The organism is Streptomyces sp. NPDC089424 (genome assembly GCF_044749345.1).
Classification (GTDB): Bacteria; Actinomycetota; Actinomycetes; order Streptomycetales; family Streptomycetaceae; genus Streptomyces.
Genome location: NZ_JBIVHU010000005.1, coordinates 184,632 through 198,121, shown reverse-complemented (window position 1 = coordinate 198,121; position 13,490 = coordinate 184,632). Strand labels below are relative to the sequence as shown.

Here is a 13,490-nt window from a genome sequence, read left to right as displayed (position 1 = left end):
GGAGTACTCCCTGACTACTGCGGCGTACCCGTCAATACGGATCAGGCCAGATCCCGGGGCGTCGGCCCCCTGTGGGTGGAAGAGACCTCCGGCAGCGACGACGCTGACCTGACTGTTCGCCGTTATGTACTGCCGGAGGCGCAGTGGATGTTTCCGTGACCCTGTGGGTCCTGACCATCGTGGGACTGGCCGCGCTCATCGCGGTCGACTTCTTCATCGGGCGCAAGCCCCACGACGTATCGATCAAGGAAGCCGGGATCTGGACCGCCGTCTGGATCGCGCTGGCCGGACTCTTCGGCCTCGGACTGCTCATCTTCGGCGGGGGACAGCCCGCCGGCGAGTTCTTCGCCGGATTCATCACCGAGAAGTCGCTGAGCGTCGACAACCTCTTCGTCTTCGTCCTGATCATGGCGAAGTTCGCGGTGCCCTCGCAGTACCAGCAGCGGGTGCTCCTCGTCGGTGTGCTCATCGCCCTGGTGCTCCGCGCGATCTTCATCGCCGCCGGCGCCGCGATCATCGCCAGCTTCTCCTGGGTGTTCTACCTCTTCGGCGCCTTCCTGATCTGGACCGCCTGGAAGCTGATCCAGGAGGCCCGGGCCGAAGAGCAGGACGAGGAGTACGAGGAGAACAAGCTCCTCAAGGCCGCCGAGCGCCGCTTCGGCGTGGCCGACCGCTACCACGGCACCAAGCTGTGGATCCAGGAGAACGGCAAGCGGGTCATGACCCCGATGCTGGTCGTGATGCTGGCCATCGGCACCACGGACGTCCTGTTCGCGCTCGACTCCATCCCGGCGATCTTCGGCCTCACGCAGGACCCGTACATCGTCTTCACCGCGAACGCCTTCGCGCTGATGGGCCTCAGGCAGCTGTACTTCCTGATCGGCGGCCTGCTGAGGAAGCTGGTCCACCTGTCGTACGGCCTGTCGATCATCCTCGGCTTCATCGGCGTCAAGCTGGTGCTGCACGCCCTGCACGAGTCCGGGGTGCATGTCCCCGAGATCAGCATTCCGGTCTCGCTCGGCGTGATCTGCTCCGTCCTGATCGTCACGACGATCACGAGCCTGATGGCCTCGCGGAAGCAGGCGGCGGCGGAGGCGCAGGAGCGTGGCGAGGGCGCGTCCAAGGACAGCGTCGACGTCTGACCGTGCCGGTCGCCTGACTGCAACACCGGGAGCGGTGCTCGGCGAGAGCCGGGCACCGCTCCTGTGTGTCGTCCTCCGATCCCGGCCGTAGTGCCCTGCTCACGGCCGTAGCCCCTCCGCTCCTGGCCGGAATGCGAGGTTCTGGCCCTTCTGGGACGATCACCGCATGATCGCTCGGCTCGCGTCGCTGTCCCGTGGGTGGACGTCCGTGGTGCCGGTGCTAGCGGCGGTCCTCCTGATCTTCACCTGGGGCCGGTACGTGCCGGCCGGGGTGACCGTGCTGATGACGGTCGTGCTCGCGGGCGCGGTCCTCGCCGCCGTGCACCACGCCGAGGTGGTCGCCCACCGGGTCGGCGAGCCCTTCGGCTCCCTCATCCTCGCCGTCGCCGTCACGGTCATCGAGGTGGCGCTGATCCTCGCCCTGATGGCCGACGGCGGCGACAAGAGCGCGACCCTCGCCAGGGACACGGTCTTCGCGGCCGTGATGATCACCTGCAACGGCATCGTCGGCCTGAGCCTCCTCGTGGCCTCGCTGCGCCACCGCACGGCCGTCTTCAACCCCGAGGGCACCGGCGCGGCCCTCGCGACGGTCGCCACGCTGGCCACCCTCAGCCTCGTGCTGCCGACGTTCACCACCAGTGAGCCCGGTCCCCGCTTCTCGGGTGTGCAGCTCACCTTCGCCGCGGTGTCCTCGCTGATCCTCTACGGACTGTTCGTGGCGACCCAGACCATCAGGCACCGCGACTACTTCCTCCCCATCACCCACGAGGGCGAGGTGATCACCGCGGAGACCCACGCCGCCGCACCGTCCACCCGCAAGGCCTCGGCCGGCCTCGGACTGCTGCTGCTCGCGCTGGTCGGAGTGGTCGGCCTGGCCAAGGGAGTGTCCCCGACGATCGAGGCGGCGGTGGCGGACGCCGGCATGGACCACGCCGTCGTCGGTGTGATCATCGCGCTGCTGGTGCTGCTCCCCGAGACCATCGCCGCGTTGCGCTCGGCCCGCCGCGACCGGGTGCAGACCAGTCTCAACCTCGCGCTCGGCTCCGCCATGGCCAGCATCGGCCTGACGATCCCCGCCGTGGCCCTGGCGTCCATCTGGCTCTCCGGACCCCTCGTCCTCGGCCTGAGCCCGACCCACATGGTGCTGCTCGCACTGACCGTGGTGGTCGCCTCCCTGACGGTGGTCCCGGGGCGGGCCACACCGTTGCAGGGCGGCGTCCACCTGGTGATCCTGGTGGCCTATCTGGAGCTGGCGGTCAACCCGTAGCGGCCGGGGTCAGCCGGTGGCCGGCTCAGCCTCGGCAGGCGCCACGGTCTCGGCCCGCGGCCGGGTCTCGGGGAGCAGCGCGAAGCAGCCGAGGCTGAGCAGCGCGATGCCGGTCAGATAGGCGGCCACGCCCCACGGCACCCGGCCGCCCTGTTCGGCCAGCGCCGTCGCCGCGATCGGGGTGAGCGCGCCTCCGAGGACGCCGCCGAGGTTGTAGCCGACGGCGGCACCCGTGCAGCGCACCCGGGGCTCGTACAGCTCCGGCAGATACGCGGCGATCACCCCGAACATCGTGACGAAGGCGAGCAGCGCCACCAGGAAGCCGAGGAAGATCAGCAGTGGGGCCCCGGTGGCGAGCAGCGCGACCATCGGGAACATCCACAGCACGGCCGCCGTGCACCCGATCAGGCACAGGGGCCGCCGCCCGTAGCGGTCGCCCAGCACCGCCGCCAGCGGCGTCAGCGCGCCCTTCAGCACCACCGCGGCCATGATGCAGGTCAGCATGACGGTGCGGCTGACCCCGAGCCGTTCCGCCGCGTACGCCAGCGACCAGGTGGTCACGGCGTAGAAGATCGCGTAGCCCACGGCGAGGGCGCCGGCGGTGAGCAGCACCAGCCGCCAGTGGTCGCGCGCGACCTCGGCGAGCGGCACGCGCGCGCGGTCGTCGAGCTCCAGGAAGCTGGGGCTCTCGGTGAGCGACGAGCGCAGCCACAGCCCCACCAGGGCCAGCACACCGGCGGCCCAGAACGGCACCCGCCAGCCCCACGCGGCGAACTGGGCGTCGGTCAGCGTCGCCGACAGCGTCAGCACCGCGCCGTTCGCCAGCACGAAGCCCACCGGCGGCCCCATCTGCGGAAAGCTCGACCACAGCCCACGCCGGGCGGCCGGCGCGTGCTCGGCGGTCAGCAGTACGGCCCCGCCCCACTCACCGCCGAGCCCGAGCCCCTGTACGAACCGCAGGACGAGCAGCAGCAGCGGAGCGGCCACACCGATCGCGTCGTACGTCGGCACGCAGCCCACGGCGACCGTCGACGCCCCCGTGATCAGGAGCGAGCCGACCAGGACCGGCCGCCGTCCGTACCGGTCCCCGATGTGCCCGAACAGCACGGATCCCAGCGGCCGCGCCACGAAGCCGACGCCGAACGTGGCGAAGGCGGCGAGCGTCCCCGCCAGCGGCGAGAAGGTCGGGAAGAACAGGGGTCCGAGGACCAGCGCCGCAGCCGTCCCGTAGACGAAGAAGTCGTAGAACTCGATGGCCGTCCCGGCGAGCGAGGCGGCCGCGAGCCGCAGCATGGAAGGTGCCCTTACGGAGCGTACGTCTTGCATGCCGCGTCAACTACCCACGGTGACGACCGGTTACGGGGGCGTGCGGTGGTGCGGGGCGGGCCTCAGTAGGTCACGGTGATGCGCCGGGCGGGGCCGTCGACGCGGATCAGGCCCCCGTACGGGATCACGAGTTGAGGGTCCGTGTGGCCGAGGTCCACGTCGAGGACGACCGTCATGTCGGGGGCGTACATCCGCAGCGCGCGCAGTACGGCCTCGCGCTGAGCGGCCGCGTAACGCGCCCCTTCCTCAGGTGTGTGGGGGCGGTCGAAGGACCACGTCTTGGGACGGCCCATCAGCAGGGCCGGGAAGCGTCGCAGGAGACCTCTCTCGCCCATGTTCCTGAGCGTGCGGAAGACCTCCTCGGCGCTCGGCATCTCCTCCGAGGTCTCCAGGAACAGCACCCCGCCCTCGTACTCCGCGAGGTCGGGCGCGATCTCGCGGTCGGCCATCAGCAGCCAGCCGACGATCTCCAGGCAGCCGCCCCAGCTCCGGCCCTCCACGACGCGATCGGGGTTGACCCAGGTCCAGCCGTCGCCGGGCCGCGTCTCGGGTTCGGCGTCGAAGGTCGCCGGGTCCGCCCAGTCGCGGCCGACGTCACGCCAGCGCTTCGCGGGCCGCAGTTCGTACGGCCCGGAGGTGAACAGCGCCGCGCGCAGCGACTCGGCGGTCTGGGGGTGCATGGCGCCGGGGCGGCCCAGCTCGGCCATCACGGATGCCCCGTGGTAGCCGACGATGCCGCAGGTGCGCAGGAAGGCGAGCAGGTTGGTGTTGTCGCTCATCCCGAAGAAGGGCTTCGGACGGGCCCGGATCAACTCCCGGTCGAGCAGCGGCAGGACGGTGATCTGGTCGTCCCCGCCGATCGAGGCGATGACCGCCCTGATGTCCGGGTCGGCGAACGCGGCATGGATGTCGTCGGCGCGTTCCCGGGGGGTCGAGCCCATCTTCCGGGTCGCCGGAAACTCCACGGGTTCCAGGCCGTACTCCTCGCGCAGGCGCTCCAGCCCCAGTTCGAAGGGGAGCGGGAGGAGACCCGGGAGGCCGGAGGAGGGGGATATCACGGCGATCCGGTCACCGGGCGACGGCTTGGGAGGGTACGCGGGTGCGGTCATGCCCGGAGGCTACGAGTGGTCGTGGTGTCGGCGCACCGTGATAAACCGGGTGCGAGCAGCGGTCCTCGCGGGCCGCCCGACCCCGACCGGACCGGAGGAACCGTGCCCCGCACCCTGGCCAACGCCCCGATCATGATCCTCAACGGGCCCAACCTGAACCTTCTCGGGCAGCGTCAGCCGGAGATCTACGGCTCCGACACCCTTGCCGACGTCGAGGCGCTGTGCGCCAAGGCCGCCGCCGCGCACGGCGGCACGGTGGACCTCCGGCAGTCCAACCACGAGGGCGAGCTGGTCGACTGGATCCACGAGGCGCGGCTCCACCACTGCGGGATCGTCATCAACCCCGGCGCCTACTCGCACACGTCCGTCGCCCTCCTGGATGCCCTCAACACCTGCGACGGCATGCCTGTGGTGGAGGTCCACATCTCCAACATCCATCAGCGGGAGTCGTTCCGGCACCACTCGTACGTCTCGCTGCGCGCCGACGGGGTCATCGCGGGGTGCGGTGTCCAGGGGTACGTGTTCGGGGTGGAGCGGGTCGCGGCCCTGGCCGGGGCGGCACAGGCCGACGCCTAGCAGGTGGAGGACGCCCGGGCCGCCGGCCGAGGGCGGGGAACGAGGGGACCGGCGGCCCGATACCGCGCGGAAGCCGTCGTCCCGCGCGGGGCTGCTCCCAGTTGACCGTGCCACCGCGCGCCGGGGGAGCGCGCGCAAGGCACCGGCGCGTGCGCGGCGTTCACACGGGGCGCGCGCCGATCGGGTCACGCCCCGGGGGAACCGCCGGGCGTCCGGAGGGGTCCGGGCCTCACCACCCGCGCGCGTGCCACTGGGGCAGATGCGGCCGCTCCGCGCCGAGCGTGGTGTCGTCGCCGTGCCCCGGATAGACCCAGGTCTCGTCCGGGAGCGCGTCGAAGATCTTCGTCTCGACGTCGTGGATCAGGCTGGCGAACGCCTCGGGGTCCTTGCGGGTGTTGCCCACGCCGCCGGGGAAGAGGCAGTCGCCCGTGAAGACGTGCGGGTGCCCGTGGGGGTCGTCGTAAACGAGGGCGATCGAGCCCGGCGTGTGCCCGACGAGATGGCGGGCGGTGAGTTCCACGCGCCCCACCCGGATCGTGTCGCCGTCGTCGACCAGGACGTCGGTCGGCACCGGGATGCCGTCGGCGTCGGCGCGGCCGGCGTGGGTGCGCGCTCCCGTGGCCGCGACGACCTCGGCGAGCGCCTGCCAGTGGTCGCCGTGCTGGTGCGTGGTGACGACGGACGCGATGCCGTCGTCACCGATCATGCCGAGCAGCGAGTGCGCGTCACTGGCCGCGTCGATCAGCAACTGCTCGTCGGTGGCCCGGCAGCGCAGCAGATAGGCGTTGTTGTTCATCGGGCCCACCGCGATCTTGGTGATCATCAGGTCCTTGAGCTCGTGCACGTCCGCCGGGCCACCGACCGTCACCTGTCCGCTGTACGTCATGCCGATCAGTCTAGGGCGGCAGGCGTACGGCGAGCAGGGGATCGGCGTCTCTACAACGGGGGCAGCGACGGCAGCGGACCCCCCTCGACGGTCAGCCCGGAGCCGTCCCGCCGCCCTGCGAGCCAGCCCACGAGGCCGGCCGGTGAGCCCGTGACGGTGACCCCGGCCTCCGCCGCGCCGGCCGCCCGCTCCGCGCGCGCCTCCCGGCCCGTGCGCCATGTGCGCGTGCCGTCCGTCAGGAGGGTGGGCGCCACGTCGGGGTGGCCGGCGAACCGGTGGGCGAGGAAGTCGATCTCCCGCTCCGTGAACTCCGCAGGCAGGTCCTCCAGCTCGTAGCCGATGCCGAGGTCCACGTGGTGCAGCTCGACCTCGATCCAGCGCCGGAACGGCACCCGCGAGGCGGGGTCGGTCACGCCGTTGCGCAGTGCCACCGTGCGCGACCAGTCGGCGGGCACGGCGCCCGCCGCAAGGAAGCGGTCGCCGCTCTCGCGGACGTCGGCGAGCTGGACGTCCAGGGGGCGCGGGGCGTCCCGCTCGATGTCGGCGTCGCGGGCGTCCCCGGAGACGTACATGGGGCGGCCTTCGAGAACGTTCACCAGGGCGTCCGCGTTGCGGGCGAGGTGGGCGAGGACATGGGCGCGACTCCAGCCGGGGAGCCGTGACGGTTCGGTCACAGCGGCGTTGTCCAGCTTGGCGGCTGCGGTGAGCAGCCGTTCCGTCGCGTCCCGTACAGACGCCAGGTCACGCACGTGATCAGTCATGACGCCGACCCTAGCCCCGCCACTCCTTCGGGTGAAGGCGGTGAACCCCGGCCGTAAATCGAATGCACGTGCTATAAGGTCGACGGTGGCGTCGGGCATGCTGGAGAGCCGGGGATTGTTATGCACTCCGGGAATCCGACCGGCGTTGTCAGTGGCTCCCCCTAGTCTGAGAAAGCACGGGGGCCCCGCCCCTGTCACTTCTCTCAAGAAAGGTGCGGACCGGCGTGGCCGACCGTCTCATCGTCCGTGGCGCGCGCGAGCACAACCTGAAGAACGTCTCGCTCGACCTGCCTCGTGACTCGCTCATCGTCTTCACGGGCCTGTCGGGTTCGGGCAAGTCCTCCCTGGCCTTCGACACCATCTTCGCCGAGGGCCAGCGGCGCTACGTGGAGTCGCTCTCCTCGTACGCCCGCCAGTTCCTCGGTCAGATGGACAAGCCGGACGTCGACTTCATCGAGGGTCTGTCCCCGGCGGTCTCCATCGACCAGAAGTCGACCTCGCGCAACCCGCGCTCGACGGTCGGCACCATCACCGAGGTCTACGACTACCTCCGGCTGCTCTTCGCGCGCATCGGCAAGCCGCACTGCCCCGAGTGCGGCCGCCCGATCGCCCGCCAGTCGCCGCAGGCCATCGTGGACAAGGTCCTGGAGCTGCCGGAGGGGAGCCGCTTCCAGGTGCTCTCCCCGCTGGTGCGCGAGCGCAAGGGCGAGTTCGTCGACCTCTTCGCCGATCTCCAGACCAAGGGGTACAGCCGCGCGCGGGTGGACGGCGAGACGATCCAGCTCTCCAGCCCGCCCACGCTGAAGAAGCAGGAGAAGCACACCATCGAGGTGGTCATCGACCGCCTCACGGTGAAGGACTCCGCCAAGCGCCGCCTCACCGACTCCGTCGAGACCGCGCTCGGCCTGTCGGGCGGGATGGTCGTGCTCGACTTCGTCGACCTCCCCGAGGACGACCCCGAGCGTGAGCGCATGTACTCGGAGCACCTGTACTGCGCGTACGACGACCTGTCCTTCGAGGAGCTGGAGCCGCGCTCCTTCTCCTTCAACTCTCCCTTCGGCGCCTGCCCCGAGTGCACCGGCATCGGCACGCGCATGGAGGTCGACGCCGAGCTGATCGTCCCGGACGAGGACAAGTCCCTCGACGAGGGCGCGATCCACCCCTGGTCGCACGGGCACACCAAGGACTACTTCGGCCGCCTGATCGGCGCCCTCGCCGACGCGCTCGGCTTCCGCACGGACATCCCGTTCGCGGGTCTGCCGCAGCGCGCCAAGAAGGCCCTGCTGTACGGCCACAAGACCCAGATCGAGGTCCGCTACCGCAACCGGTACGGCCGCGAGCGGGTCTACACCACGCCCTTCGAGGGCGCGGTCCCCTTCGTCAAGCGCCGGCACAGCGAGGCCGAGTCCGACGCCAGCCGTGAGCGCTTCGAGGGCTACATGCGCGAGGTGCCCTGCCCCACCTGTGAGGGCACCCGCCTGAAGCCGATCGTCCTCGCGGTCACGATCATGGGGAAGTCGATCGCCGAGGTCTCGGCGATGTCGATCAGCGACTGCGCGGAGTTCCTGGGCGAGCTGAAGCTCAGCGCCCGCGACAAGAAGATCGCCGAGCGGGTGCTGAAGGAGGTCAACGAGCGGCTGCGCTTCCTGGTCGACGTCGGCCTCGACTACCTCTCGCTGAACCGCGCGGCCGGCACCCTGTCCGGCGGCGAGGCCCAGCGCATCCGCCTGGCCACGCAGATCGGCTCCGGCCTCGTCGGCGTCCTGTACGTCCTCGACGAGCCGTCCATCGGCCTGCACCAGCGGGACAACCACCGGCTGATCGAGACCCTGGTCCGGCTGCGCGACATGGGCAACACGCTCATCGTCGTCGAGCACGACGAGGACACCATCAAGGTCGCCGACTGGGTCGTCGACATCGGCCCCGGCGCGGGCGAGCACGGCGGAAAGGTCGTGCACAGCGGCTCCCTGAAGGGACTGCTCGCCAACGCGGAGTCGCAGACCGGCCAGTACCTCTCCGGGAAGAAGTCCATCCCGCTGCCGGACATCCGCCGGCCCCTCGACCCCACCCGTCGGCTCACCGTGCACGGCGCCCGGGAGAACAACCTCCAGGACATCGACGTGTCCTTCCCGCTCGGCGTGTTCACGGCTGTCACGGGCGTGTCCGGGTCCGGCAAGTCGACGCTGGTCAACGACATCCTGTACACGCACCTCGCCCGCGAGCTGAACGGCGCGAGGAACGTGCCCGGCCGGCACACGCGCGTCGACGGTGACGACCTCGTCGACAAGGTCGTCCATGTCGACCAGTCGCCCATCGGCCGCACTCCGCGGTCCAACCCGGCGACGTACACCGGTGTCTTCGACCACATCCGCAAGCTGTTCGCCGAGACCACCGAGGCGAAGGTCCGCGGTTACCTGCCCGGCCGCTTCTCCTTCAACGTCAAGGGCGGCCGCTGCGAGAACTGCGCGGGCGACGGCACGATCAAGATCGAGATGAACTTCCTCCCGGACGTGTACGTCCCGTGCGAGGTCTGCCACGGCGCGCGGTACAACCGGGAGACCCTGGAGGTCCACTACAAGGGCAAGTCCATCGCCGAGGTCCTGAACATGCCGATCGAGGAGGCGCTCGACTTCTTCGAGGCCGTCCCCGCGATCGCCCGGCACCTGAGGACCCTGCACGACGTGGGCCTCGGCTACGTCCGGCTCGGCCAGTCGGCGACGACCCTCTCCGGCGGTGAGGCCCAGCGGGTGAAGCTCGCCAGCGAGCTCCAGAAGCGCTCCACCGGGCGCACGGTCTACGTCCTCGACGAGCCGACCACCGGTCTGCACTTCGAGGACATCAGCAAGCTCCTGAAGGTGCTGTCCGGCCTGGTCGACAAGGGCAACACGGTCATCGTCATCGAGCACAACCTCGATGTGATCAAGACCGCCGACTGGCTCGTCGACATGGGTCCCGAGGGCGGCGCCGGGGGCGGCCTCGTCGTCGCCGAGGGCACGCCCGAGGAGGTCGCCGCGGTGTCCACCAGCCACACCGGCAAGTTCCTGCGGGAGATCCTCGGCGCCGACCGGATCAGTGACGCCGCCGCGGTGAAGGTGCCGCGCAAGGCGGCGGCCAGGAAGACGGTGGCGGCCAAGGCGCCCGCGAAGAGGACGGCCACGGCCAAGGCGGTCAACAACACGGCCGCGAAGACGGCGGCCGGAGCGGCCAAGAAGGCGCCCGCGAAGAAGACGACGCGGGCCCGGAAGGCCTGAGAGACGGATACGAAGGGGCGGTGACCGCGGGAAGTGCCCGCCGGTCACCGCCCCTTCGTCGTGCCTGTCACAACTCGCCGAGCTCCGAGGCGTAGGGCGGTTCGGCGCCCGCCCGCGAGCAGGTGATCGCCGCGGCGCGGGCGGCGAAACGCAGGAGCCGCCTCCACGCGTCGGCGTCCAGGGTGGCGAGGGCCTCGCGGGACAGGGCGTTCCCGGCCGCCAGACCGTGCAACAGGGCCGCGTTGACCGTGTCGCCGGCGCCGATCGTGTCCACCACGTCGACCCGCTCGCCCGGCACGGAGTGCTCCCCACCGTCCCGGGTGAAGACGGTCAGCCCGTCACCGCCCCGGGTGATCACCACCGCCGACGGTCCCGCCGCCAGCCACTCGCGGGGCGTGCCGCCCAGCCACGCCGCGTCGTCCTCGGAGAGTTTGAGCAGGGTCACCGAGGGCAGCCAGCCGAGGAACCGCGCCCGGTAGGCGTCCGCGTCCGGGATCAGTCCCGCCCTGATGTTGGGGTCGAGCGTGGTGAACACGCCCTGCGCGGCGGCGGTGCGCATCAGCGTCTCGTAGGCGCCGGCCCCCGGTTCCAGGACCAGCGAACACGTGCCGAACGACACCGCGCGGGTGGCGGCCGGCAGGCCCTGCGGAACCGCGAACAGGCGGTCGGCGGTGCCCTCGACGTAGAAGGAGTAGGCGGCCGAGCCGTTCCCGTCGATCGTCGCGACGGCGAGGGTGGTGGGCTCCGGGCCTCGCTGCACCGCCGAGACGTCCACGCCCGCCTTGCGCAGCCCGTCCAGCAGGGCCTCCCCGAAGGCGTCGCGGGAGGTGCGGGAGCAGAACGCGGTGGGGGAGCCGAGCCGGCCGAGGGCCACGGCCGTGTTGTACGGGCCGCCGCCGAGGGCGGGCCGAAGGCCGGCCAGGGCACCCGTGCCCTGCGGTACCAGGTCGATCAGGGCCTCACCGGCTACGACGATCACGAGTCGGGTCCTTTCTCGGGGCAGCCGCAGGACGTGCGGTGGACGAAGGTGCAGGGGAGCCGCACGGTCCGGGCGGGCCGGTCCGGAGCGGCGAGGCGTTCCAGCAGGATGCGCACGGCCTGGGCGCCCAGATCCTTGCTGGGCTGGGCGATCGCGGTGAGCCGGGGGGAGAACAGATCCGCCCAGGCGAAGTCGTCGAAGCAGCACAGCGCGATGTCGTCGGGCACGGACAGGCCCCGGGCGCGCAACGCGTGCAGGGCGCCGATGGTCATGGCGTTGTTGGCGGTGACCAGAGCCGTGGGCGGCGTGGCCAGGGAGAGCAGGGCGGCGGTGGCGCGCTCCCCGGCGGCCGATTCGGAGTCGCCGTGCGCGACGAGGCGTTCGTCGTGGGGGAGACCGGCGGCGGCCAGCCCGTGCCGGTACCCGGTGATCCGTTCGGCGGTGGTGCTCAGCCCGCGACGGCCGGCGACCAGGCCGATGCGGCGGTGGCCGAGCTCCGCGAGATGCGTGACCAGGCTCGTCACCGGCTCCGTGCCGCGCGCGCAGACCTGGTCGAAGCGCGGAGTGCCGCTCGCCGGATCGTCCACCACACGGTCCAGGAGCACGGTGGGCACCTTGTGCCGGTGCAGGTAGGAGAGCAGCTCGCGCGGGGAGGGGGAGGGGGCGACGATCAGGCCGTCCACGCGTCGCTCGTGCAGCAGCTGGACGACCTTGCGCTCGTGCCGGGGGTCCTCGTGCGGGTCGGCGATGAGCAGGCCGTAGCCCTCTTCGAGGGCGGTCGCCTCGACGCCCTGGAGGATCTCGGTGAAGTACGGGTTGCTGACGGCCGAGACCGCGAGCCCGATCGAGCGGGTGCGGGAGGTCACCAGGGAGCGGGCCAGGGTGTTGGGGGTGTAGCCGAGCCGGTCGACGGCGTCCAGGACGGCCTGCCGGGTCCGCGGGAGCACCGGCCGGGTGCCGTTCAGCACATGGGAGACGGTGGCCACGGAGACTCCGGCGCTGCGCGCCACGTCCGCCATCGTCGCCATGGGGCCTCCTCGTGGCCTGCCCTTCCTGGCCGTGCCCTTTCCGGCCGAGCCCTTCCTGGCGGGGACCGTATCCCATCCGGCGACGCACGTAAACGCTTGCGCAAACGTTTACGTCAAGCTGTCCCACTCCCACCCGATCCCCACGATCCCGGCCCGCACCCTCGGCTCCACCAGGTGCACCGAGTGGTGCCGGCCGGTCAGCGGCAGGTCCTGGTGACCGCTGCGCGGCGCCGCCGCCGAGTGCTGGGCGAAGCGGTGACAGCGCACCGGCAGCGCCTGGGCGTCGAACCGCACCTGGAGGGCGTACTGACCGCCCGCAGGTCCGAAGGCGCGCAGGTACTCGCGGGACACCCCCGCCGTGCCGTCCTCCACGGCGAAGCGGAAGAGGAAGGTGTCACCGGCCCGCAGCCGGGTGTCGAAGAGCAGCTCGGCGACCAGGATGCCGGTCTCACGGTCCCAACGGACGCGACCGGTACGGCAGTTCTCCAGAGCGTGCACACGCGTCCGCTCCGGTGCGCACCCCGGGTCGCCGTGGTGCACGGCCACGAAGCGGTCGACGCCCTCCTGGTGCGCGCGCACGATGTGGTGCGACTCGCGCCCCAGCAGCTCGCGGCGCGGCCCTATCCGCACCTGTTCGTGGTGCCCGAGCATGTGCAGGCCGCCGTCGAGCGGGGCGTCCAGCTCGGCGAGCAGACGGCCGAGGACGTCCGAGGCCTCGACGAGGGACCGGTAGGAGCGGCCCTCGGGGCGGCGCGCGGACCCGGGCTCGTCGGCCGGTTCGGCGAGGAGCCGGATCAGTGACTCCTCCGGGAGCTGGAGGATCTCCTCCAGGGCCCGTACGGCGCGCAGCGACTCGGGGCGCTGCGGGCGGCGGGCGCCCTGCTGCCAGTAACTCAGGCTCGTGACGCCGACCTTCACCCCGTACCGCGTCAGGTGATGCTGCACCCGCTGCAGCGGCAGCCCCCGGGCGGCTATCGCGGCGCGCAGCGCGACGTGGAAGGGGCCGCCGCGCAGGGCCGTGTCCAGTTCCGTGCCCGGTTCGGCGCGCAGGTCGGTGTCCAGGTCCGCGGGGACGACGTCCGCGTGCGGTGTGGCGTGCGGCATGCAGGGGCCTTTCTGTGCTGGATCACGACGGCTGGTCAGACCGTTCGCGCAGGTCGTCCGG

General features: G+C 71.4%; 11 protein-coding genes. 4 read left to right on the top strand and 7 right to left on the bottom strand.

All coding sequences use genetic code 11. The annotated features are described in order from the left end of the window. Nucleotides 1-143: 143 nt before the first annotated feature. Together ACIP2X_RS23455 and ACIP2X_RS23450 are read left to right on the top strand one after the other, a co-directional pair. The gene (locus ACIP2X_RS23455; protein WP_401676178.1) at nt 144-1,142 is read left to right on the top strand and encodes a TerC/Alx family metal homeostasis membrane protein; all 999 of its coding nucleotides are present in this window, start codon (nt 144-146) and stop codon (nt 1,140-1,142) included. A 166-nt stretch (nt 1,143-1,308) separates the two neighbouring features. After that, a complete protein-coding gene (locus tag ACIP2X_RS23450) occupies nt 1,309-2,409 on the top strand; it encodes a calcium:proton antiporter (RefSeq protein WP_401676176.1) in 1,101 nt (366 codons plus the stop codon). 9 nt (nt 2,410-2,418) lie between these two features. On the opposite strand, the gene ACIP2X_RS23445 is transcribed toward ACIP2X_RS23450, so the two are convergent. Both ACIP2X_RS23445 and ACIP2X_RS23440 read right to left on the bottom strand, forming a co-directional pair. Then, nucleotides 2,419-3,702 carry an MFS transporter gene (locus tag ACIP2X_RS23445; protein WP_401676174.1) on the bottom strand — a complete coding sequence of 428 codons (1,284 nt, stop codon included), beginning with the start codon at nt 3,700-3,702 and terminating at the stop codon, nt 2,419-2,421. Nucleotides 3,703-3,797: 95 nt separating this feature from the next. Next, on the bottom strand, nt 3,798-4,844 hold the full coding sequence (locus ACIP2X_RS23440; RefSeq protein ID WP_401676172.1) for a S66 peptidase family protein: 1,047 nt from the start codon (nt 4,842-4,844) through the stop codon (nt 3,798-3,800). Nucleotides 4,845-4,946: 102 nt separating this feature from the next. On the opposite strand from ACIP2X_RS23440, the gene aroQ reads away from it, so the two are divergent. Continuing rightward, nucleotides 4,947-5,420, top strand: a complete 474-nt coding sequence (aroQ, locus tag ACIP2X_RS23435; RefSeq protein WP_401676170.1) for a type II 3-dehydroquinate dehydratase — start codon at nt 4,947-4,949, stop codon at nt 5,418-5,420. Between the two features lie 229 nt (nt 5,421-5,649). Here aroQ and ACIP2X_RS23430 read toward each other — a convergent pair whose 3' ends face one another. Both ACIP2X_RS23430 and ACIP2X_RS23425 read right to left on the bottom strand, forming a co-directional pair. Continuing rightward, complete coding sequence (locus ACIP2X_RS23430; RefSeq protein WP_401676168.1) at nt 5,650-6,306, bottom strand: MBL fold metallo-hydrolase; 657 nt, start codon at nt 6,304-6,306, stop codon at nt 5,650-5,652. Between the two features lie 50 nt (nt 6,307-6,356). Further along, nucleotides 6,357-7,067 carry a maleylpyruvate isomerase family mycothiol-dependent enzyme gene (locus ACIP2X_RS23425; protein ID WP_401676166.1) on the bottom strand — a complete coding sequence of 237 codons (711 nt, stop codon included), beginning with the start codon at nt 7,065-7,067 and terminating at the stop codon, nt 6,357-6,359. Between the two features lie 224 nt (nt 7,068-7,291). On the opposite strand from ACIP2X_RS23425, the gene uvrA reads away from it, so the two are divergent. Beyond that, nucleotides 7,292-10,318, top strand: a complete 3,027-nt coding sequence (gene uvrA / locus ACIP2X_RS23420) for an excinuclease ABC subunit UvrA (RefSeq protein ID WP_401676164.1) — start codon at nt 7,292-7,294, stop codon at nt 10,316-10,318. A gap of 67 nt (nt 10,319-10,385) precedes the next feature. On the opposite strand, the gene ACIP2X_RS23415 is transcribed toward uvrA, so the two are convergent. From ACIP2X_RS23415 to ACIP2X_RS23405, 3 genes are all read right to left on the bottom strand, one after another. Next, nucleotides 10,386-11,297, bottom strand: coding sequence for a carbohydrate kinase (locus ACIP2X_RS23415; RefSeq protein ID WP_401676162.1), 912 nt, complete (start codon nt 11,295-11,297; stop codon nt 10,386-10,388). After that, the gene (locus ACIP2X_RS23410) at nt 11,294-12,325 is read right to left on the bottom strand and encodes a LacI family DNA-binding transcriptional regulator (protein ID WP_401676160.1); all 1,032 of its coding nucleotides are present in this window, start codon (nt 12,323-12,325) and stop codon (nt 11,294-11,296) included. Before ACIP2X_RS23410 ends, ACIP2X_RS23415 begins: the two co-directional genes overlap by 4 nt. A gap of 108 nt (nt 12,326-12,433) precedes the next feature. Then, nucleotides 12,434-13,429 carry a hypothetical protein gene (locus ACIP2X_RS23405; protein WP_401676158.1) on the bottom strand — a complete coding sequence of 332 codons (996 nt, stop codon included), beginning with the start codon at nt 13,427-13,429 and terminating at the stop codon, nt 12,434-12,436. Between the last annotated feature and the right edge of the window lie 61 nt (nt 13,430-13,490).

Bases quoted from the DNA above. Each gene is read 5' to 3' on its own strand.
- ACIP2X_RS23450 (WP_401676176.1), top strand. From the start codon at position 1,309: ATGATCGCTCGGCTCGCGTCGCTGTCCCGTGGGTGGACGTCCGTGGTG.
- ACIP2X_RS23445 (WP_401676174.1), bottom strand. From the start codon at position 3,702: ATGCTGCGGCTCGCGGCCGCCTCGCTCGCCGGGACGGCCATCGAGTTC.
- ACIP2X_RS23425 (WP_401676166.1), bottom strand. From the start codon at position 7,067: ATGACTGATCACGTGCGTGACCTGGCGTCTGTACGGGACGCGACGGAA.
- ACIP2X_RS23440 (WP_401676172.1), bottom strand. From the start codon at position 4,844: ATGACCGCACCCGCGTACCCTCCCAAGCCGTCGCCCGGTGACCGGATC.
- ACIP2X_RS23405 (WP_401676158.1), bottom strand. From the start codon at position 13,429: ATGCCGCACGCCACACCGCACGCGGACGTCGTCCCCGCGGACCTGGAC.
- ACIP2X_RS23410 (WP_401676160.1), bottom strand. From the start codon at position 12,325: ATGGCGACGATGGCGGACGTGGCGCGCAGCGCCGGAGTCTCCGTGGCC.
- ACIP2X_RS23430 (WP_401676168.1), bottom strand. From the start codon at position 6,306: ATGACGTACAGCGGACAGGTGACGGTCGGTGGCCCGGCGGACGTGCAC.